The sequence below is a fragment of the Streptomyces gilvosporeus genome (assembly GCF_002082195.1).
In the GTDB taxonomy this organism is placed as follows: domain Bacteria; phylum Actinomycetota; class Actinomycetes; order Streptomycetales; family Streptomycetaceae; genus Streptomyces; species Streptomyces gilvosporeus.
In genome coordinates this window covers 5,945,139-5,965,334 of the sequence record NZ_CP020569.1, presented here as the reverse complement: position 1 = coordinate 5,965,334, position 20,196 = coordinate 5,945,139, and the positions used below count along the sequence as shown (strand labels likewise).

Below are 20,196 nucleotides of genomic sequence, written 5' to 3'. Positions count from 1 at the left end.
GAGACGTCGGGAGGGTCACGGCCGGTCCGCCTCGGTGGCCGCGGCGGGCGAGTGCGCCCAGGCTCCGGTCAGCGCGCGCAGGCCGTACGCGAGGAGGCCGGCGGCCGCGACGGTGCAGGCGAGGGCGGGGACGGCGGCGGGTCCGGCGTGGCGGATCAGCGTCTCCACCGGGGCGCCGGCCGGGCTCAGACGGGGGATCCGGGCCAGCAGCACCGAGGCGCAGGCGAGCGCCTCCAGGACGGCGGCGGTGGCCAGGCCCGTCGCGGCGGCGCCGCGGAAGCCGTGGACGGCCAGCAGCCGGGCGAGGAACAGCAGCGTCCCCAGGGCGGCGGCCGCGGCCAGGTCCCTTGCTCCGGTGCCGCCGAGGACGGCCCGGGCGGCGGCCAGCAGCGCCACCTGGGCGACCAGGAAGGCGGCGGTGGCACCGAGGAGCAACGGCCGTACCCGGGAGGCGAGTTCGGCCAGGTCGCGGCTGGCGGCCAGGCCGCGCCGGCCGCGCACCGCGAACCAGCGGGCGCACCCGGCGGCGGGCGCGACGGCGCAGACCAGGCCCAGGACACTCGCGGCGGCGGCCCGGGGGTGCAGCGGCAGGTGGGGGCCGCCGCCGAGCAGTTCGGTCAGCAGCCAGTGCCCGTAGACCGCCTGGCCGGTGGTCCAGCAGACCAGCAGCGTCGGCAGGCCCGCCTCGCGCACCCGCAGCGGGCCGGTGCGCAGGGCCAGCCGCAGCGCGAGGGCGACGAGCAGCACACCGGCCGCCTCGACGGCCGGGCGGGCCAGGGGAGTTGCGGGTGCGGTGGCGGCGAACGCGGCGAGGGCCGCGGCGCACACCGCGCCGGGCAGCAGCTGGAGCGCGGTGCGCACGCCCCGGGAGCGCGGTACGGGCGCGTGCCCGGCGGCCACCGGGCACGGGCCGGTCTCGACGCGCGGTACGCGGGCGTAGAGCTCCTCGGCCAGGGAGAAGACGTCGCGGTGGCGGAAGCGGGCGGCGGTGCGGTCGGTGACGCCGCAGTCCTCCAGGGCGGCGGCGATCTCCAGCGGGTCGACGGCGTGTTCGCACAGCTCGCGGTGGCGGTGCATCAGGGCCCGTACGGGGTCGGCGGGGCCCCGGCGCCCGGGGCGCGCGACGGCCTCCTTGCGGGTGGGCACGGTCATGATCCCTCTCCTCTCCCTGCGGACGGGACGGCGGTCGGGGCGGCGGCCGCCCCGGCCATCTCCTCGTCGTCGGTCCGTTCCTCCCCCGCCGCCCAGCTGGGCGTGTGTCCCACGGGCGCCGCGGCCCAGCGGCCGGGGACGTGGGATTCGGCGGGGCTGTCGAACGGCCGCGGTGCGCCTTCGGCGGCGGCCGGGCGCCCCGGGGCGTGGGAGATCAGCTCCAGGTAGATGCCACGAAATGCCGCGATGTTCTGCTCCACGGTGAACAGTTCGAGCGCCCGCGCACGCGCCGCCGCGCCCAGCCGGGCGCGTCTGCCGGGGTCGGCCAGCAGGGCGCGGCAGGACTCGGCCAGGGCACGCGGATTGCGCGGCGGGACCACCAGGCCGGTGCCGCCGATCACCTCGCAGACCGCTCCGGCGTCGGTGGAGACCGTGGCGCGACCGGCGAACATCGCCTCCACCAGGGAGCGCGGGAAGCCCTCGACGACGCTGGAGAGCACCAGGACGGCACCGGCGGCGTAGGCGTCCGCCAGCGTGGGCACGTCGGGCTCGCCGACCTCCTCGAAGCTGACCGGGTTCTCGCCGGCCGTGCGGTCGTCGGCGGCCTCGTCGGGGAAGAGCTGGGCGGCCAGCGCCTGGCACTGGGCGCGGTAGGCGGGCGAACGGGGGCCGCCGGTGGTGCCGATGATGCGCAGGGCGGCCTCCGGTTCGGCCCGGCGGATGTCGGCGAAGGCGTGCAGCAGGCCGACGATGTCCTTGTCGGGGGTGAGGGCGCCGACCCATACCAGGGTCTTGGAGTCGTGGGCCGCGGTGTCCCCGACGGCGGCGAAGGCGGTGGCGTCCATGCCCTCGTAGACGGTGCGCAGCCGGGCGGGGTCGGCGCCGCAGCGCAGCTGCCAGCGGCGGGCGTGGGTGTTGCCGGGGGTGATCAGCGCCGCCTGGGCGTAGATCTCGGCGGCCAGCGCCCGTTGGAAGGCGGCGAGCAGGGCGCGCACCGGCGCGGTCAGGGGTGCTGTGGCGCGTGCGAGGTAGTGCTCGCGCAGCCGTACGCCGTACTCGGTGACCAGCAGCGGGGTGCCGAAGAAGCGTTTGGCCAGCAGCCCGGGGAGGGCGGCCGCGCCACCGGCGGCGGCATGGCACAGGTCGGCGCCGTCCAGGCCGCCGGGCGCCGGTCCGTACCAGTCCAGGGAGAGCGGGCGCAGGGCGCGTTCGAGGTGTTCGGTGACGGTGAGCAGATCGCGCAGCGGGGCGCCGTGGGCGGCGGGCAGGGCGCGGGGGCCGCGGCAGGCGGCTTGCAGGATGCGTACGGCGTCCTCGGAGCGCAGCAGGCGGGGCAGCCGGCCGTGGCTGCGGGCGAGGTCGGCGAGGCCGTAGAGACCGGCGGCGAAACGGTCCGCCTTGTCGATCATGGGACCGTCGCCGGGGCCGGTTCCGGGCGGACGCTCCCAGGTCAGCGCCGCGGCGAGGGCGCCGAAGTGCTCGGCGAACAGCCGCCGTTCGCGGCGTTTGCAGAGGCGGCCGCGGCGTTCCTCGGCGGCCCGGCGGTGCGCCTCGGGGAAGGCGCCCCACAGCGGCGCGGTGTGCGCCAGGCGCGCATGGGCGGGCAGCGCGGGCGGGTGTCCGGTCTCCTGGCGGGGGTGGGTGGTCAGGGCGTACACCGCGAAGTCATGGCTGGTGAGCCCGCGCACGAGCCGGTCGCACCACGCGTGCGACGCACCGGTCGCATACGGGTAGCCACCCTCGGTGAGCAGTGCGATGCGCACGAGTGCACCCCGCCCTTCCTGTCGGTGTCACTGGGCCGACGGCATGGCCGTCACCTGCAGGAAGAAGCTATGCAACCGGCCCGGTGGCGTGATGGACGGTTGTCCATCGCGCCACCGGAAGGGGTGAACGCGCGTGACTTTCCACCCCTAGGGGCGTTTCGCCGCGCTATGTGCCTGTCAGGCGGCGGCCCGCGGTGCGCGCCGATCTGCGGCGGGGCCGGGAACGCGCACCGGCACGGCCGCCGGCAGCCCCTGGGTGCAGGGGTGTTCGGGGCGGCCGTACACGGTGTCGACCGGATCGCGCTCCACCGGGCGCCCGGCGTGCTCATCGCGCCGGGCTCACCGGGCGGCCGGATACGGCCAGGAGTTGGGCCGGCAGGTCACCCCGTCGGTCGTCAGGAACTTCGTCTGCTGCATCATCACCGGCGCGAGCGCGCCCTGTTTGCGGCACGCCTCGTGGTTGTGCCCGAGGCGGTGGCCGACCTCGTGGTTGATGAGCATCTGGCGGTAGGCGAGCATCTTGTCGGGGCCGTAGGTCTTGGCGCCCTGCGCCCACCGGTAGGCGTTGATCATGACCCGGTTGGTGGCCGCCGAATCGCAGGAGACGTTCTCCTCGGCGGTGTCCAGACCGGACTTGGCGCACCACTTGGCCGTCGTCCCGGGACTGGCCAGCGTGATGACGAAGTCGGCGGGGCCGGACGCCACCCGCTGGAAGGTCCGCACCCCGCCGTGCGCCCAACTGCGGTCGTCGTTGAGGGTCTTGTGCACCGCCTCGGCGAAGAGGTCGCCGTCCAGCGGCAGCCCCTGCTCCACATCGACGCGGTAGCGCAGCACCTTGCCGTGGCCGGGCGCCTTGGCGTCCCCGCCCACCGGCTGGAACTTCCCGCTGGCCGTCAGCCGGGCATCCAGCGGGAAACGCTGCGCCATCTGCGTCGTGTACGAGGCGGCCTTGGCGTCCTGGGCGGGCCGGTCGTGCGAGCGCGACGCCTCGCCGTCGGCCCCGTCGCCGTGGTCCGTGCCGACCGGATGCTGCGGCGATCCGTCGTCCTTGTGCCGGTCGGCGACCTGGCCCGCGATGACCACGGCGAGCACGGTCGTCACCGCAGCGGCGGCCGCGCCGGTGACGGTGCGGCCCTTGGTGCCCGGACGGGCGCGGTCCGGCGCCCCGGGATCCGCCGGATCGTCCGCGTCGTCCCCGTCGTATCCGGGCTCCGCGTCCAGCGCATCGATCTCGTCGCGGTCGAAGACCACCGACCGTCCGGTGAAGCGGCCGCCGGCCGGTATCCCCTCGGTCCGGGCGCCCGCCGCGGGGGCGGGGGCGCCGGCCCGGAAGACGTCGTCGTCGAAGGCGTCGACATACTCCGCCCGCGGCCCCGGTGCGCCGTACGGCCCGCCGACGACGCCCCGGACCGCGCCCGGCGCGGCGCGGCCGCCCATCGGAGTGCCCGGCGCCCCGGCCGTCCGCGGGCGGGGGATGCGCGGTGCGTCCGGCGGCTGCGGCGCCGGGAGATCACCCCAGCCGCCGCCGGGCTCGCGCTGTTCGGGGTGGCCGCTGCGGACCTCGGCGGCCGGGTCGCCAGGGGGCTCCTGGCGGCGACGGCGGCCGGAGCCGGAGCCCGGCGCGGGGGCCGTGCCGTGCGGCGGGCCCGAGGGGCCGGACGTCCCCGGAAAATCGTCTGCGGCCTCCGGCCGGCCCCGGCGGCTATGGCGTCCCACGGCGCGTGTCAGCTCCTGCCCGCATCGGCGGTCTCGTCGGGGTGGGCATCGAGCAGTTCGCGCACCGCCCGCGCCACCGCTTCCGGGTACTCCATCATCGCCACGTGCCCCGCCTCCGGCAGCATCAGCAGCCGCGAACCACGGAACGCCGTGGCCGCCCGCCGCGCCATCCGGGGCGCGACCAGACGGTCGCGCCCACCGTAGACGAGAAGCGTCGGGGCCAGTACCCGTTCGGCCTGACGCCATGGATTGTGCTGCCCGCCGAGCGTGTAGGAGTTGACCAGCCCGCGGGCGGAACGCTCCATCACCTCCCAGAAATACGGGAGTTGGAGCCGCCGCGCATACTCGTCGACGGCGTTGCGCAGCCCCTCGGGGGTGACCCGCGCGGGGTCGCCGTAGCACAGGGCCATCACCTCGCGGGTGCGGCGCTCGGGGCTCCAGTCGCGGGTGAGCCGGGAGAAGAGCCGGGCCACGCCGGGCACCGCGAGCAGCGCGGTGGGCACCGCCGTCAGCTGCGGCCGCAGCTCGGGCAGCGCCGGTGAGATCAGGGTGAGGGTGCGCACCAGATCCGGGCGGGCCGCCGCCACCCGGGCCGCGGCGGCGCCGCCCATGGAGTTGCCGATGAGGTGGACCGGGCCGCGGCCGGTCGCGTCCAGATAGCGGATGACCGCGCGGGCCTGCGCGGCGACGGAGTAGTTGCCGTCGTCCGGGGGCGGCGAATGGCCGAAGCCGGGCAGATCGAGCGCCTCGCCGTCGAGCCGGTCGGCGAGCAGCGGCATCAGCGCCGACCAGTTCTGCGAGGACCCGCCGAGCCCGTGGACGTAGAGGGCGGGCTCGCGCCCGTCGGATGCCGCCGCGCCGTCCGGTGCCGCCTCGCCGTCGGGCGCGGGAGCGCGCACGGACAGGGAGAGCCCCGACAGGCCCACGGAGCGCACCGTCTCCACCGCGCCCGCCCGGGGCCCGGGCCCGGCCGGGGGCACCGTAGGAGCGGTGGCACGGGTGTCCGGCGAGTCGGTCGAAGACATGCAGTCGATGTTACGAGACGATCACGCCCCCGATTGTGTGTTCGCGGTCACACACCGCATCGCGCTGCCGGTGCCCCTCTCCTAGGCTCGTATCAAGGGCAGCCGCCCCGGCCCCTGTGCGAGAAAGGGAGCCAACATGCCCGCCGATCCGACCGAACCGGACACGTTTGAGGACGACAGCGACATGACGGAATTCGACGTGGAAGCGCCCGAGAGCGACGCCGCCGAACAGCACGCCGAGCTCGCACCGCAGCACGACGAACCCCTGACCGGCGCCGACCGCACCGCCGCAAATGAGGCGGATCTCGCCGAACAGGCCCGTGTGGTGGAGATCAACGAAGACGAATACCGATGACCTGGGCCGTTATGTCGGCTTCGACCGGCGGTCCCCGGCAGAAATTCTGGCCTGGGACCACGCACAGCCGCGTTACCCAAAAGTACGATGGCGGGCGCGGTGCACCCTCTTGTGCCGGCCGCGTACGGAACAACTTCTGGGAGGCAGCGTGAGCGCCATCGAGCAGACCGAGGCGGCGCGACCGCGGGGCACACGCCTGCCACGCCGTGCCCGGCGCAATCAGCTTCTGGGCGCGGCCCAGGAAGTGTTCGTCGCGCAGGGCTACCACGCGGCCGCCATGGACGACATCGCCGAGCGGGCGGGCGTCAGCAAGCCGGTGCTCTACCAGCACTTCCCGGGCAAGCTGGACCTGTATCTCGCACTGCTGGACCAGCACTGCGAGGCGCTGCTGCACGGTGTGCGCACCGCGCTGGCGTCGACGACCGACAACAAGCAGCGGGTCGCGGCCACGATGGACGCCTACTTCGCCTACGTCGAGGACCCGGGCGGCGCCTTCCGGCTGGTCTTCGAGTCGGACCTGACCAATGAGCCGGCCGTGCGCGAGCGGGTGGACAAGGTCTCGCTGGAGTGCGCCGAGGCGATAAGCGCGGTGATCGCGGAGGACACGGGTCTGGCGCGCAACGAGGCGATGCTGCTGGCCGTGGGCCTGGGCGGGGTCTCCCAGGTGGTGGCGCGCTACTGGCTGTCCTCGGAGAGCTCGGTGCCGCGCGAGACCGCGGTGCAGCTGCTCACCTCGCTCGCCTGGAAGGGCATCGCCGGTTTCCCGCTGCACGGCGCGGAGCCGCCGACGCACTGACCGGCGGGTGCCGCGCGGCGATGATGTTCGCTGCGGGCGTGTTCCACGGCGTCCTGTACGTCCCCGAGCCGGGCTAATGTGTGCTGGGTACCGCGCGGACGGCCGCGCACCATGTCCCTCCGACGCCGGGGGGACCCCCAGACCGTCGGAGGGACATAAGCCGTGGAGGTCAAGATCGGCGTGCAGCACGCACCCCGCGAGATCGTTCTGGAGAGCGGGCAGTCCGCCGAAGAGGTCGAGAACGCGGTGGCCGATGCGCTCAGCGGCAAGGCGACGCTGCTGAGCCTGGTGGACGACCACGGCCGCAAGGTTCTGGTCCCGTCGGAGCGGCTGGCGTACGTGGAGATCGGCGAGCCGACCGCCCGTAAGGTCGGTTTCGGTCAGCTCTGAGCCTGCGGGCGCCGCGCTGCGGCGCCGAGAAACGCACGAGGGCGGCGCCCGGAGATCTTTCTCTCCGGGCGCCGCCCTTCGCCGTTCTTCCGGTCCGCTCGCATGGCGCACGGGAGGGTTGCCCGCACCGCCCGCTGGGTACGACCGGAAACAACCGACGTGTTCGTCCGGATTGTTCGTCCGGTCGGCGACATCACGCTTGTCGGCCTTGTCACGCGGGAGGGGACTCCATGATCTGGGAAGCGCTCGGCGCCGTCCTCATCGGACTCGTCATCGCCCTGGCCGCCACACACTGGCTCGCCGACCGGTTCCCCTCACGCACCCTGACGCTGGCCACGGGCCCGGTCGCCGCGCTGCTCGGCGCGCTGCTGACCCGCTCCATCCTGGGCCCCGGGTATCCCGTCCTGGTGCTGCTCGCCGCGCTGGCCATGGGCGCGGCGCTGCTCTCGCTGCTGCTGCGCCCGCGCCCGCCGCGACTCCGGGGCCGCGTCAGGCCGGCCCCGCCCCTCAAGGGGCACCGGACGGCCTGACGCGGCCCCGGAGGCCGGCGGTGACCGGGTGCCGCGCACCCGCGGGGCGCGTCCCGCGGGGCGGTGCGCTACGCCGCGAGGCCCAGCGCCGACATCCGCTTGGTGTGCGCCTCGGTGATGCGGGAGAACATCCGGCCCACCTCGGCCAGGTCGAAACCGTCGGCCACGCCCCCGACCAGCATCGTCGAGAGCGCATCGCGGTCCGCGACGACCCGCTGCGCCTGCGAGAGGGCCTCGCCCATCAGCCGCCGCGCCCACAGCGCCAGCCGCCCGCCGACCCGCGGGTCGGCCTCGATCGCCGCGCGCACCTTCTCCACGGCGAAGGAGGCGTGCCCGGTGTCGTCGAGCACGGCCAGCACCAGATCGCGGGTGTCGGTGTCCAGGCGGGCGGCGACCTCGCGGTAGAAGTCACTGGCAATCGAATCGCCGACGTACGCCTTGACCAGGCCCTCCAGCCAGTCCGACGGCGCAGTCTGGCGGTGGAACTCGTCCAGCGCCGCGGCGAACGGCTCCATCGCCTCGTTCGGCTCCGCCTCGATCTGCGCGAGGCGGTCCCGCAGCCGCTCGAAATGATGGAATTCGGCCGAGGCCATCTTGGCCAGTTCGGCCTTGTCGTCCATCGTCGGGGCGAGCTTGGCGTCCTCGGCCAGGCGCTCGAAGGCGGACAGCTCGCCGTATGCGAGCGCGCCGAGCAGATCGATCACGGCGGCCCGGTAATGCGGGTCCTCGGATGCCTGCGCCCAGTCCTGGGCGGCGATCCCGGTGAGTGCGTGCGCGTCGGCGGTGTCAGGCGTCTCCATGACCGGCACAATAGCCCGCCCGGCGGCTCCGGTAAGGCCCTGGTCAGCCACCAAGTGCAGGCGCGCATGAGCGGGCCGCACGGCCCGCGCGCCGGGGTGCGCCGGCGGGTGACGTATTTCTCACTCATACAAGCCTTCGGATGCGGAGCGATATCCGGGGTAGAGTGATAAAGGACCTGCCGAGGAGTCGGTGGGTCTCTCCACGAAAGCGGATGCCCGGTCGGTGGCCCGATCGGCTCCAACCGACCGCCCTCCCCGCGGCGCGTACGAGAGGTACGCACAGCAGGAGGCACACCCGCTCGCGGCACGAACGCCTGAGCGTTGGCAGTGGTCCCGCGCCATCCGGCTCTCTCAGGTCGGCCCCCGTACGAACAGGTACGACGGCACGGTACGACCCCCTTCGCCGCCTCATGCCGCGTCTCACAGAAGAGGCAAGATTCTGTCTACGTTCCGAGAGCTCGGGATTTTCCCCGAGACCGCCGAGGCCCTTGAAGCCGTCGGCATCGTTTCCCCCTTTCCCATCCAGGAGCTCACCCTCCCCGTCGCCCTCTCCGGCAGCGACGTCATCGGCCAGGCCAAGACCGGCACCGGCAAGACGCTCGGCTTCGGTCTGCCGCTCCTGGAGCGCGTGACCGTCCCCGCCGACGTCGAGGCCGGCCGCTCGCGGCCCGAGCAGCTCACCGAGGCGCCGCAGGCCCTGGTCGTGGTCCCCACCCGCGAGCTGTGCACCCAGGTCACCAACGACCTGCTCACCGCGGGCAAGGTCCGTAACGTACGGGTCCTGGCGATCTACGGCGGCCGGGCCTACGAGCCGCAGGTCGAGGCGCTGAAGAAGGGCGTCGACGTCGTCGTCGGCACCCCCGGGCGTCTGCTGGACCTCGCCGGCCAGAAGAAGCTCGACCTCTCGCAGGTCAAGAGCCTGGTGCTGGACGAGGCCGACGAGATGCTCGACCTGGGCTTCCTGCCCGACGTCGAGAAGATCATCCAGCTGCTGCCGGCCAAGCGGCAGACGATGCTGTTCTCCGCGACCATGCCCGGCCAGGTCATCTCCCTGGCCCGCCGCTACATGTCGCAGCCCACGCACATCCGCGCCACCGCGCCGGACGACGAGGGCCACACCGTCGCCAACATCAGCCAGCACGTCTTCCGCGCCCACTCCATGGACAAGCCGGAGATGGTCGCCCGGATCCTCCAGGCCGAGGGCAGGGGCCTGGCGATGGTGTTCTGCCGTACGAAGCGGACCGCCGCCGATATCGCCGACCAGCTCGCCCGGCGCGGTTTCGCGTCCGGCGCGGTGCACGGCGACCTCGGCCAGGGCGCCCGCGAGCAGGCGCTGCGCGCCTTCCGCAACGGCAAGGTCGACGTCCTGGTCTGCACCGACGTCGCGGCCCGCGGCATCGACGTCGAGGGTGTGACGCATGTCATCAACTACCAGTCCCCCGAGGACGAGAAGACCTATCTGCACCGCATCGGCCGCACCGGCCGCGCGGGCAACAAGGGCACCGCGGTCACCCTCGTCGACTGGGACGACATCCCGCGCTGGAAGCTGATCAACAAGGCGCTGGACCTGTCGTTCGACGAGCCGGAGGAGACCTACTCCACCTCGCCGCACCTCTACGAGCAGCTGAACATCCCCGCGGGCACCAAGGGCATCCTCCCGCGCGCCGAGCGCACCCGCGCCGGGCTCGCCGCCGAAGAGGTCGAGGACCTCGGCGAGACCGGCGGCCGGGGCCGGGGCGGCCGCCGCGCCGCCGTGGAGGAGGAGCGGCCGCAGCGCACGCGGACGCCGAGGCAGCGCCGCCGCACCCGGGGCGGGTCCGCGCTGGAGCCCGCCGCCGCGACGCCCGCCGGTGAGCCGACCGATGGCGAGCAGGCGGCCGAGGGCGGCGAGCGGCGGCAGCCGCGGCGCCGCCGCCGGACCCGCGTCGGCGCCGCGCAGCCCGCGGCCGTGACGGCCCCCGAGGCCGCGGAGGCCGTCTCCGAGGCCGCGGTGGCCACCCCGGTCGCCGAAGCTCCGGCCGAGGCCCCCGCCAAGCCGCGCCGCCGCCGCACCCGGGCCGCCCGTCCGGCGGCACAGGCCGCCACCGAGGCCGTGGAGACGGCCGAGGGGACCGCCGAGGCCGAGGCCGAGGCCGTCGCACCGGCCGCGCCGCGCAGGCGCACCCGTGGCGCGGCGAAGGCCGCTGCGGAGGCACCCGCCGAGGCCGCCGCCGACGTCGCCGAAGGCGCTGAGACCGCTCCGGCCAAGCCGCGCCGCCGCACCCGCAGCGCCGCCAAGGCCACCGCGGAGGCACCCGCCGAGGCCGCCGCCGACAGCGCCGAAGGCACCGACGCCGCACCGGCCAAGCCCAAGCGCACCCGCAAGGCCGCCGCCGCCAAGGCCGTGGACACGGCCGAGGGCGCGACCGCCGCGGAGGCACCGGCCGAGGCCGCGCCGCGCCGCCGCACCCGCGGCGCCGCCAAGGCCGCCACGGACGCAGCCGCCGACACCGCCGAAGGCACCGACGCCGCACCGGCCAAGCCCAAGCGCACTCGGAAGACCGCCGCCGCCAAGACGGCCGAATCCGAGGCCGAGGCGAAGCCGAAGCGGACCCGCAAGGCCGCCGCGGCGAAGCCGGCCGCGGACATTGCCGACGGCGCGGAGGCCGCATCGGCCAAGCCCAAGCGCACCCGGAAGACCGCCGCCGCCAAGACGGCCGACGCCGGGGCCGAGGCGAAGCCGAAGCGGACCCGCAAGGTCGCCGCGGCCAAGGCCACGCCGGAAAGCTGACGCATCCACCACCACGGCCCGGTCCCCGCACCCCGCGGGAGCCGGGCCGTCGTGCATCCCGGGCCGTCGTGTCGTCCGGACCTGCCCGTCCGTTAGCCTCGCGGCATGAGCACGCCGCCCCTCCTGAAGCTCCCCCCGTGCGCTCGTGCACTCCGGCTCGAGACCGAGCGCGGGGTCTTCGCCGTGCACGACGCCCGGCCCGAGGCCGCCCCGGTCGGGACCGCCCTGCTGGTGCCGGGGTTCACCGGGAGCAAAGAGGACTTCATCGCGCTGCTCGAACCGCTGGCGGCGGCCGGGTTCCGGGTGGTCGCGGTGGACGGCCGGGGGCAGCACGAGTCCCCCGGGCCGCGCGAGGAACTCCCGTATGCCCAGGGTGAGTTGGCCCTCGACGTCCTGGCCCAGGCCCGGGCCCTCGGCGGCCCGGTCCATCTGCTGGGCCATTCCCTCGGCGGCCTGATCACCCGTGCGGCGATCCTCCTCGACCCGTCCCCGTTCCTCTCGTTCACCCTCCTCAGTTCGGGCCCGGCCGCCATCACCGAGGCCCAGCAGACGCGCGTACGGATGCTGATCGAGGCGCTCGGCACGCTGGAGATGGCGGACATCTGGGAGGCGATGCGCGCAGCCGATGCGCCGGAGGCGCCCAACCCCCCTGAGATCGACGCGTTTCTGCGCCGCCGTTGGCTCAATACCGTCCCCGAGCAGCTGATGGTGACAGGCCGTCAGATACTGTCGGAACCCGACCGGGTGGCGGAACTGGCGGCCGTGCCGCTGCCCAAGCACGTGGTCTCGGGAACCACCGACGACGCCTGGCCGGTGCCGCTGATGGACGATATGGCCCGTCGCCTCTCCGCCCGACGCACGGTCATCGAGGGCGCCGGCCACTCCCCCAATGCGGAACGCTCAGCCGCCACGGCGGCTTCGCTGACCCGTTTTTGGCTTTCCACGTAGTCGGCCGTCCGTCCCGCCGTCGGGGTCTTTCGCCGTTGCGCCTGCGGCGGGCTGGGGTGGTTTGTCGGCCGCGGTGCCGCCCCTGCAGACTTCGTCCTCCGGTGCGGCCCCTCCCGACGGTGGGGGGAAGAAGGCCGGTGGTCCACCCCCACCGTTTTTCCCCACCACCAACGGGGAGGTGCCGGGCCGTAGCGGCGGAGCCGTGTAGGTCCGGTACCGCAGCCGAACAGCCCCGCGCAGCGGCAACCAGCTCGCCGCAGGCGCAACGGCGAGGACCCCCTACGGCGGGAAAGACAAAAACGTGGGGCCCAGGCAAAGCGCAGCGGACCGGTGCGGCTAGTACTGACCCTGCACGTGGTCCCAGAAGCCATCCCGCAGCACGCGCCGCAAATCGGCATGGCCGCGCAGCGAGTGCCGCAACAGGGCCTCCGCGGCGGTCAGCAGTTCCTGGTCGACGGTGCCGGGCAGATACGGATGGCCGGGCAGCAGCGTCGCCACCCAGTCGCGGCCGCGCTCGGAGAGCCACTGGGCGGCCACCCGTGCCCCCACGAAGCGGACGTCCTCGCGGGCCGGTACCGGCGTCTCGCACAGGGCCGGGCCGTCGCCCTCCACCCCGGCCCGGCGGGTCACGTACGGCTTGCAGAAGTCCAGGTCGAAGGTGCGCTGGCTGTCGACCTCCCACAGCAGCGGCTCGGCCTGGTTGCGGCCGCCCGCGGCCTCGATGCCCCACAGGTGCACCCGCGCGCCGTATCCCTGCGCCGCCTCCACCGCCGAGACCAGGTCCTCGTCACCCCCTATGAGCACCGCATCACTGATGGCGCGATGCCGGGCCAGCGACTCCAGGTCGGTGCGGATCAGGGAGTCGACGCCCTTTTGCTGGTTGTTGGCGTTGAGGTTGCCGAGCCGGACCTTGACGTCGGGCAGCTCGGCGATGTGCTGCTGCTCCTGGGTGTGTATCCGTCGGCGGGCGCCGTCGTACCAGTAGACGCGCAGCAGCCGGCTGTCGGGGAAGATCGTCCGAGCCTTGTCGATGAAGGCTTCGATGATCCCTTCGGCGTCGAGTTCGATGGCCCGGCGGTCCTCCGTTTGGGCGACCAGCCGTCCCGCCGCGGCGTAGACATAGCCCGCGTCCACGAAGACCCCGTGGGTGGACGGGGTCGTGGAGACCTTGGCGAGCACTCGGGTGAGCAGCTCGTTGGTGCGCTCGATACCGGAGGCGAGCGCGGCGAGGTCGGCGGGGGCCGGGGGGCCTATGTCGTTCATACCGGACTCATTGTCCGGGCCGTCACTCGATGGGCACAACCGCTCCCCCGAGCAGGTACTTAGTTCCTCGAAAATTTTCTTTAGCGTAGGGAATGATTGCGGGGTGCGGGTCGTTGTACCCGTACGGAGCGCGGCAACGAAGCCGCGCCCTCCGCACCACTCACGTTCTCCGCAGGAGGATCAGACGAAGGGAGAAGCGTTGATGCGCTTCGAGATCATGCGACTGGACGATGCGGACGGCTCCGCCGTGGACAGCACCGTCGTGGACGCCGCCTCCGTCAACCGGATCGTGCAGCAGGCCGCCGCAATCGGCCAGCGCATCTACATCCGCCCGGCCGACACCGCCGCCCGGTGACGCCGTAGCTGTTGCGCCCCCGTACGGACGGTCCGTACGGGGGCGCCGTGCGTCTGCGGTCCCTGCGGGGGTCAGGACGCCTGGATCACCTGGGTCACGCCGTTGATGATCTGCTGCACGGCCAGCGCGGAGAGCATCATGCCCGCCAGCCGCGTCACCAGGACCACACCGCCGTCCTTGATCACCCGGATGATCACCAGCGAGAACCGCATGACCAGGTAGAGCACCACATGGATCGCGGCGATGGCCGCCCAGACCGACACCTGCGCCGCGACGCCGTGCGCATGCTGTACGGCCAGGATCACCGACACGATCGCCCCGGGCCCGGCCAGCAGCGGCATGCCCAGCGGCACCAGCGCCACATTGACGTCCTTGGTCTGGGTCGGCTCCTCGGACTTGCCGGTGAGCAGGTCCAGCGCGACCAGCAGGAGCAGCAGCCCGCCCGCGATCATCAGCGCGGGGGTGGAGATGTGCAGCCGGCCCAGGATCTGCCGGCCGAAGAGGCCGAAGACGGCGATGACGCAGAAGGCGACGGCGGCCGCCTGCCAGGCCATCCGGCGCTGCACCTTGGCCGGGCGCCCGGAGGTCAGGGCCAGAAAGATCGGGGTGATCCCAGGGGGATCCATGATGACGAAGAGGGTGACAAAGAGCGTACTGAAGACGGCGACGTCGAACACGGTGATGGCCTTGCGGGGTAAGGGGGTGGTGCTACGAGCGGATCACGGGCGGACGCGGCGCGCGACGGGCCCGTGCGGGGTATCGGGGGTACGGCGGTGGGCTCGGGGGCTCAGCCGCCCGCGCCGGGCACCGGGAAGGCGCCGGTCGCACGGCGCACGATCTCGCCGTAGATCTCGGGGTCGGTGGTGTGGTCACCGAGGCGGCAGGTCTTGCGGCTGCCGTGGTAGTCGCTGGACCCGGTGGGCAGCAGTCCCAGCTCGGCGGCCAGGCCGCGCAGCCGGGCGCGGGTGGGCGCGTCGTGGTCCATGTGGTCGACCTCGATGCCGTCGAGTCCGGCCGCGGCCAGTTCGCCGATCACCCGCTCCGGTACGCAGCTGCCGCGCTTGACGGCCAGCGGGTGCGCGAAGACGGTGACCCCGCCGGCGGCCTTGACCAGCCGGATCGCCTCGAACGGATCCAGCTCGTGCTTCTCGACGTAGGCCCGGCCGTCGCTTCCGAGCCACTCGGAGGTGAAGGCGTCGGAGACGGTGTCGATCACGCCCAGTTCGATCAGCGCGGTGGCGAGATGCGGACGCCCGACCGCGCCGTCACCGGCGATCTCCGCCACCCGCTCCCAGGTGACGGGCACACCGAGCTCGCGCAGCTTGCCGACCATGGCGCGGGCCCGCGGTACGCGGTCGTCGCGGACGAGCTCCCGCTCGCGGGCCAGCTCGGGCTCCTCGGGGTCGAAGAGGTAGGCGAGCATGTGCAGGCTCACCCCGTCGATGCGGCAGGAGAGCTCGGCCCCGGTGACCAGGGTCAGCCCCTCGGGCAGCGCGGCGCGCGCCTCGGCATGGCCGGCGACGGTGTCGTGATCGGTCAGCGCGACGACGTCGAGCCCGGCCGCCGCGGCGTTGCGCACCAGCTGGGCGGGGCTGTCCGTACCGTCGGAGGCGGTGGAGTGGGTGTGCAGATCGATGCGCACGACGCGGACTCCAGACTGCTGCGGGACGGACGGGGATCACGGGCGGCTCGGAAAGAGCGCAGGGCGGTGCCCCCAGAAGGATACCGGCCGCCCGGACACGTCCCTGTCGGGCGGGACAGGGGCCGCCGCCGGCCCGGCCCGGGGCGCGGTCAGCTCAGGCTGCGTTCAACTCAGGATCCGCGGCGAGAGCGCACCGCACGGCAGCAGGTCCACCTCGGCGCCCGCCTCGCGCAGATCGGTCAGCACCAGTTCGTCGTACATCAGCAGGCCCGAGCTCTCGGGCCAGGCGATGGCCCACAGCCACAGCCCGCGCGCCTCGCCGGCGAAGACCGCGCGGTCGTCGGGCGAGCCGACGACCTGCCACATCGGGGTCGGGCGGCCGGCGGCCAGCACCTTGGCGTTGGGGGGTTTGTCGACGGACAGCCGGAGGCCGGGATCGGGACCGTCTATCCCGGCGTAGCGGGCGCCGAGGCCGACGCCGAGCTCCTCGGCGATCAGCAGGAGTTCACCGGGGCCGCCCAGCGGTCCGGGCCCCGAGCAGGCCACCGCGGTCGCCCGGCCGCCGCTGCGGTCGTCCCCGGCGCAGGCGACGCCGGTGAACAGCCAGCCCACGGGGAGGGGCCAGGGCATCCAGACGGGTACCTGTGCGCGGTGCACGACGACGCCGAGCGCCTCGACGCTGGGCGGAACGACCGGCTGGAGCGGATGCACGATGCCGTGCACGCCGCACTGCCAGGAGTCGGAGAAAAGACCGGGCGCCCGCACCCGGCCTCCGCACTTCGGGCAACTGGGTTCGCCCCTCATAAGGACCAACGGTCCTCCAGGGCCGCGTCCACGTCAAGGACGATCACCCGTCCGGTGTGCCCGCCACCACCTGCCCGGAGACCGTTCCGGCCGCCGCCGCACCGGGGGCACGAGGCGTCGGACCCGTACGGCCGAACGGCCCCCGCCCCCGCCCCCGTTCAGTCGTCCAGCGGTACGCCGCTGCGCAGCGGGTCGCGCAGGTCCGTGCCGTGCCGCAGCCAGCGCTCCTGGAGGGCGTCGGCGCCGTGCACCCGCTTCCAGGCGGCCTCGTTCGGCGTCATCGGCAGCAGGGGCAGGAACCGCACCGGGTCGAGCGGCTCGTCCAGCTCCAGATCCTCGACCAGCCCTCCGGGCTCGGCGACCAGGACCGAGGTGAAGGGCGCGCCGGGCCACAGCGGATCCCCCACGTCCAGTGAGGCACCCGGGGCCACGATCACGCCTTCGACCTGCGGGGATGCGGCGAGCACGGCGAGCGGGCGCAGGACCTTGTCGGTGTCGGCGCGGCCGCCGCGTACGGTCAGGACGAGCTCGGCGCGGGGGCCGCGCAGCGGGTCGGCGACCACGGCCGTGGGGTCGGACATGGGCTGGGCGGACATCCCGAGTGTGGCGTAGCGCACCACCCCGTCGTCCGCGAAGCGGAGCACCTCGATACGGTCGGTGCCGAGGAAGGTGACGGCGGCACGCGCGTCCGGTGCACCCAGGGCCGTGCGCAGCCGGGCCTCGACCAGCTCAAGAACGTCAGACATGCGGCGAGCATAGGACGGGGCCTTGGCACGGACCGCCCCGGAGTCCGTGCGCGCGGGCACCACCGCGACGGGTCCGTTCTTCGTATGGAACAGGCAAAGCGGCGCCGTTGCGCTTCAGACGGCTGATAGCCTTGCCGTCTGGTCAGGGAATGACGTCGTCCCCCAACGGGGACCGGCCGGAGGAGGTGGGGCTGCGGTGGATCCGAGTCGACCGTGCAGTACCGATAGTTCTCCCGTCGTCCCGCTCGCGCAGCGAATCTCCTGATCCGAGAGCTTCCGTACCCACCCGCTCAGCGGTGAAACACGGATCTTCCTTCGCGCCGGATGTAGATGACGGAAGAGCGCCTCCGACTCTTCTTTTCCGTGTTCTGCGAACTGCCGTCAGTGTCACCGCACGGAGCGCCGCCCGCTTTGCGGACGTACAGCCAAAGATGCCTCGTACGTCCACGTTCCGGGCAGCGTTGCGCCCCGCGCCCCTCTCTGGCGGCCGGCCCGTGAAGGAGCCTGCCATGTCGATGATCCGTGACCTGCGTGCCGCCGTCCGTCCCTCCCGGCGCCGCGACGAGACCCCCTACCGCTACGAGTCCGCCGCCCCGGCCTGCCCCAACAGCGCCGTCGTCGACTGCGGCGTCTACCGCGAGGGCCGCCGGGTGAGCGAGCCCGTCACGCCCGCCCAGGCCATGGCGTCGGTGCGCGACGGCGGCGGCTTCGCCTGGATCGGGCTGCACGAGCCCACCGAGGCCGAATTCGCCGGTATCGCCCAGGAGTTCGGGCTGCACCCGCTGGCCGTGGAGGACGCCGTCCACGCCCACCAGCGGCCCAAGCTGGAGCGCTACGACGACACCCTGTTCACCGTCTTCAAGACGGTCCACTACGTCGAGCACGCCGAACTGACCGCGACCAGCGAGGTCGTGGAGACCGGCGAGGTGATGTGCTTCACCGGGCGGGACTTCATCGTGACCGTCCGGCACGGCGGCCAGGGCTCGCTGCGCGCGCTGCGCCACCGGCTCCAGGACGACCCGGAGCTGCTGGCCAAGGGGCCGTCGGCGGTGCTGCACGCCATCGCCGACCAGGTGGTCGACGGCTACATGGCGGTCGCGGGGGCGGTGCAGGACGATATCGACGAGGTGGAGATCGACGTCTTCAGTTCGGGCACCAACGGCAAGGGGACCGGCGGCAAGGGCTCGACCGCCAAGGGCGGCGACGCCGGGCGGATCTACCAACTCAAGCGTGAGGTACTGGAGTTCAAGCGCGCCGTGTCGCCGCTGCTGCGGCCGATGCAGCTGCTGAGCGAGCGGCCGATGCGGCTGGTCGACGCGGACATCCAGAAGTACTTCCGCGATGTGGCCGACCACCTGGCCCGCGTCAACGAGCAGGTGCTGTCCTTCGACGACCTGCTCAACTCCATCCTCCAGGCCAATCTCGCGCAGGCCGCCGTCGCGCAGAACGAGGACATGCGCAAGATCACGGCCTGGGCGGCGATCTTCGCCGTACCGACGATGATCGCCGGGATCTACGGCATGAACTTCAAATACATGCCCGAGCTCCAGTGGAAGTACGGCTACCCGGTGATGATGCTGGTGACGGTGGCGATCTGCTTCGGCATCCATCGGGGCTTCAAGCGCGCCGGCTGGCTCTGAGCGGTGCGCCCGCGCGGGCGGGGGCCGTACGTCTCAGCGCCTGGGCGGGCCCGGACGCCTCCGGGGCCGCCCATTAGGCTGAGACGTATGACTCAGACCGTGTCGCAGGCCCTCCAGGATCGGGCGCTCATCGAAGAGGCCACCAAGAAGTCCGGCCTGATCTGGGTGCGCGGTACGACCGGCCCGGCGCGGGCGCTGTGGCATCTGTGGCACGACGGCGCCGCCTGCCTGGTGGGGGACGGCCCCGGCGAGCAGCCGCTGGCGGACCTCGGCCTGGCCGACGGTGGCCCGGCCACGGTCACCGTACGCAGCAAGGACAAGGGCGGCCGGCTGGTCGCCTGGCAGGCGCGGGTCGTGGAGCTCGCCCCGGACAGCGAGCCCTGGCGGGCCGCGGTCGAGGAGCTCAAGGGCAAGCGGCCCAACGCCCCCGACGCGGACACCCTCACCGAACGCTGGGCCCGCGAATGCCGGGTGCTGCGCCTGGAGCCGGCCGAGGGGGAGGCTCTCCAGCGCCCCGGCCGCATGCCGGAGGAGTCGCACGCCGCGCGCCCGCCGGCCTCTCCCGCGCTCACCCGCCGCCCCATCCCGGCGGCCCTGCCCAAGCTGCTGCGGCGGGGACGCAAGGGGTAGGGCCGGTCCGGCGGGACGTCGGCGGTGGACGGCGCGGGCGCTCAGCCGCGGCCCGAGACCCGCGAACCGTAGTCGACGACCTGGTCCTTGGGCGGCAGGGCGAGGTCGACCTTCTTGCCCCAGTCGGACAGGCGGAGCACGCCCGCGCCGCCCGCGCGGCGCATGCGCAGGGGATACGGCGTCCCTTCCAGCGAGACGTCCAGGGTGCCGCCGGAGCCCGCGGCCGCGGTCAGGCGTACGGTGCGGACGCCGCCGACGTCGCCGTGGTCCCCGGTGGCGAGCTTGCCGTGCAGCCCGAGCAGGCCGGACAGCAGGGTGTCCTTGTCGGTGAAGCCGCTGAAGCGCTTGTAGACCGGGTCGGCGGCGGGCACCTTGACGTACTTGCCGCCGAGTTTCGCCGCCGCGGACTCGCCGCCCGCAGCGGACTTGCCGTTCTTCTCGCCGGCCCAGAAGGCGGAGTCCGCCTTGAGGTAGAGCGCATGGCCGACCCGGAGCAGCGAGAAGGACGCCCCCTTGGTGCCCAGCTCGCCCTTCGCGCCGTCGGGGGCGAGCCGCATATCGAGCGTGTAGGTGCGGCCCTGGGAGCCGATGGTGCCGGAGAGATGGACCGTGTCGGCCCGGCCGGCGGCCGCCCGGGCCTTGGCCTGGATCGTGGCGGCGGGCAGTTTGCCGACGCCGTTGGTGCCGGCGTCCGGGTCGTCGCTGCCGCAGCCCGCGAGCGCCGCGGCCAGTGCCGCGCACACCGCACCGACGAGCGCCGCCCGTCCCGTGCGACGGCGGCCGGTCAGCGATCGGGGGCGCGGGCCCGGGGCGGTTGCAGTCACGTCGGTTCTGCCTCCTGATGCGGGTGACCTCGACAGCAGAACGGCAG

At 73.6% G+C, this 20,196-nt stretch carries 20 protein-coding genes; 9 read left to right on the top strand and 11 right to left on the bottom strand.

The window, feature by feature from the left end; all coding sequences use genetic code 11:
- Nucleotides 1–15: 15 nt before the first annotated feature.
- The 4 genes from B1H19_RS26760 to B1H19_RS26745 all read right to left on the bottom strand — a co-directional run bounded on the left by B1H19_RS26760 (nt 16) and on the right by B1H19_RS26745 (nt 5,656).
- Nucleotides 16–1,152 carry a hypothetical protein gene (locus B1H19_RS26760; RefSeq protein WP_083107295.1) on the bottom strand — a complete coding sequence of 379 codons (1,137 nt, stop codon included), beginning with the start codon at nt 1,150–1,152 and terminating at the stop codon, nt 16–18.
- Nucleotides 1,149–2,915, bottom strand: a complete 1,767-nt coding sequence (locus B1H19_RS26755) for a DUF3492 domain-containing protein (RefSeq protein ID WP_083107294.1) — start codon at nt 2,913–2,915, stop codon at nt 1,149–1,151. The genes B1H19_RS26760 and B1H19_RS26755 overlap by 4 nt, the downstream gene beginning before the upstream one ends.
- Nucleotides 2,916–3,254: 339 nt before the next feature.
- Nucleotides 3,255–4,631 carry a DUF3152 domain-containing protein gene (locus B1H19_RS26750; protein ID WP_083107293.1) on the bottom strand — a complete coding sequence of 459 codons (1,377 nt, stop codon included), beginning with the start codon at nt 4,629–4,631 and terminating at the stop codon, nt 3,255–3,257.
- 8 nt (nt 4,632–4,639) lie between these two features.
- A complete protein-coding gene (locus tag B1H19_RS26745) occupies nt 4,640–5,656 on the bottom strand; it encodes an alpha/beta fold hydrolase (RefSeq protein ID WP_083107292.1) in 1,017 nt (338 codons plus the stop codon).
- 136 nt (nt 5,657–5,792) lie between these two features.
- Between B1H19_RS26745 and B1H19_RS26740 the strand changes: the two genes are divergently transcribed.
- The 4 genes from B1H19_RS26740 (at nt 5,793) to B1H19_RS26725 (ending at nt 7,727) form a co-directional block, all read left to right on the top strand.
- The gene (locus tag B1H19_RS26740; RefSeq protein ID WP_083107291.1) at nt 5,793–6,011 is read left to right on the top strand and encodes a hypothetical protein; all 219 of its coding nucleotides are present in this window, start codon (nt 5,793–5,795) and stop codon (nt 6,009–6,011) included.
- 148 nt (nt 6,012–6,159) lie between these two features.
- Nucleotides 6,160–6,807: a TetR/AcrR family transcriptional regulator gene (locus B1H19_RS26735; protein WP_083107290.1), complete on the top strand. Its 648-nt coding sequence runs from the start codon at nt 6,160–6,162 to the stop codon at nt 6,805–6,807.
- A 162-nt stretch (nt 6,808–6,969) separates the two neighbouring features.
- Nucleotides 6,970–7,197, top strand: a complete 228-nt coding sequence (locus tag B1H19_RS26730) for a DUF3107 domain-containing protein (RefSeq protein WP_030071939.1) — start codon at nt 6,970–6,972, stop codon at nt 7,195–7,197.
- A 230-nt stretch (nt 7,198–7,427) separates the two neighbouring features.
- A complete protein-coding gene (locus B1H19_RS26725; RefSeq protein ID WP_083107289.1) occupies nt 7,428–7,727 on the top strand; it encodes a hypothetical protein in 300 nt (99 codons plus the stop codon).
- A gap of 68 nt (nt 7,728–7,795) precedes the next feature.
- Here B1H19_RS26725 and B1H19_RS26720 read toward each other — a convergent pair whose 3' ends face one another.
- The gene (locus B1H19_RS26720; protein WP_083107288.1) at nt 7,796–8,527 is read right to left on the bottom strand and encodes a ferritin-like fold-containing protein; all 732 of its coding nucleotides are present in this window, start codon (nt 8,525–8,527) and stop codon (nt 7,796–7,798) included.
- 340 nt (nt 8,528–8,867) lie between these two features.
- On the opposite strand from B1H19_RS26720, the gene B1H19_RS26715 reads away from it, so the two are divergent.
- Both B1H19_RS26715 and B1H19_RS26710 read left to right on the top strand, forming a co-directional pair.
- Nucleotides 8,868–11,297, top strand: coding sequence for a DEAD/DEAH box helicase (locus tag B1H19_RS26715; protein WP_083109900.1), 2,430 nt, complete (start codon nt 8,868–8,870; stop codon nt 11,295–11,297).
- A gap of 105 nt (nt 11,298–11,402) precedes the next feature.
- Nucleotides 11,403–12,245 carry an alpha/beta fold hydrolase gene (locus B1H19_RS26710; RefSeq protein ID WP_083107287.1) on the top strand — a complete coding sequence of 281 codons (843 nt, stop codon included), beginning with the start codon at nt 11,403–11,405 and terminating at the stop codon, nt 12,243–12,245.
- A gap of 336 nt (nt 12,246–12,581) precedes the next feature.
- Here B1H19_RS26710 and B1H19_RS26705 read toward each other — a convergent pair whose 3' ends face one another.
- Nucleotides 12,582–13,508, bottom strand: a complete 927-nt coding sequence (locus B1H19_RS26705) for an NYN domain-containing protein (RefSeq protein WP_083107286.1) — start codon at nt 13,506–13,508, stop codon at nt 12,582–12,584.
- A gap of 202 nt (nt 13,509–13,710) precedes the next feature.
- Here B1H19_RS26705 and B1H19_RS39345 point away from each other — a divergent pair, with 202 nt between their 5' ends.
- Nucleotides 13,711–13,863 carry a hypothetical protein gene (locus B1H19_RS39345; RefSeq protein ID WP_198535172.1) on the top strand — a complete coding sequence of 51 codons (153 nt, stop codon included), beginning with the start codon at nt 13,711–13,713 and terminating at the stop codon, nt 13,861–13,863.
- Between the two features lie 71 nt (nt 13,864–13,934).
- On the opposite strand, the gene B1H19_RS26700 is transcribed toward B1H19_RS39345, so the two are convergent.
- The 4 genes from B1H19_RS26700 to B1H19_RS26685 all read right to left on the bottom strand — a co-directional run bounded on the left by B1H19_RS26700 (nt 13,935) and on the right by B1H19_RS26685 (nt 17,055).
- Nucleotides 13,935–14,540, bottom strand: coding sequence for a MarC family protein (locus tag B1H19_RS26700; protein ID WP_083107285.1), 606 nt, complete (start codon nt 14,538–14,540; stop codon nt 13,935–13,937).
- Between the two features lie 110 nt (nt 14,541–14,650).
- Nucleotides 14,651–15,505, bottom strand: coding sequence for a PHP domain-containing protein (locus tag B1H19_RS26695; protein WP_083107284.1), 855 nt, complete (start codon nt 15,503–15,505; stop codon nt 14,651–14,653).
- A gap of 165 nt (nt 15,506–15,670) precedes the next feature.
- Nucleotides 15,671–16,309 (bottom strand): DUF6758 family protein, encoded by a 639-nt coding sequence (locus B1H19_RS26690; protein WP_083107283.1) that lies wholly within the window; start codon nt 16,307–16,309, stop codon nt 15,671–15,673.
- 158 nt (nt 16,310–16,467) lie between these two features.
- A complete protein-coding gene (locus B1H19_RS26685) occupies nt 16,468–17,055 on the bottom strand; it encodes a suppressor of fused domain protein (protein WP_083109899.1) in 588 nt (195 codons plus the stop codon).
- 509 nt (nt 17,056–17,564) lie between these two features.
- Between B1H19_RS26685 and B1H19_RS26680 the strand changes: the two genes are divergently transcribed.
- A complete protein-coding gene (locus tag B1H19_RS26680; protein WP_083107282.1) occupies nt 17,565–18,695 on the top strand; it encodes a magnesium and cobalt transport protein CorA in 1,131 nt (376 codons plus the stop codon).
- An 87-nt stretch (nt 18,696–18,782) separates the two neighbouring features.
- Entirely contained in the window at nt 18,783–19,325 is a 543-nt protein-coding gene (locus tag B1H19_RS26675; protein WP_083107281.1) for a hypothetical protein, read from the top strand.
- Between the two features lie 41 nt (nt 19,326–19,366).
- On the opposite strand, the gene B1H19_RS26670 is transcribed toward B1H19_RS26675, so the two are convergent.
- On the bottom strand, nt 19,367–20,149 hold the full coding sequence (locus B1H19_RS26670) for a hypothetical protein (RefSeq protein ID WP_083107280.1): 783 nt from the start codon (nt 20,147–20,149) through the stop codon (nt 19,367–19,369).
- Nucleotides 20,150–20,196 lie beyond the last annotated feature (47 nt).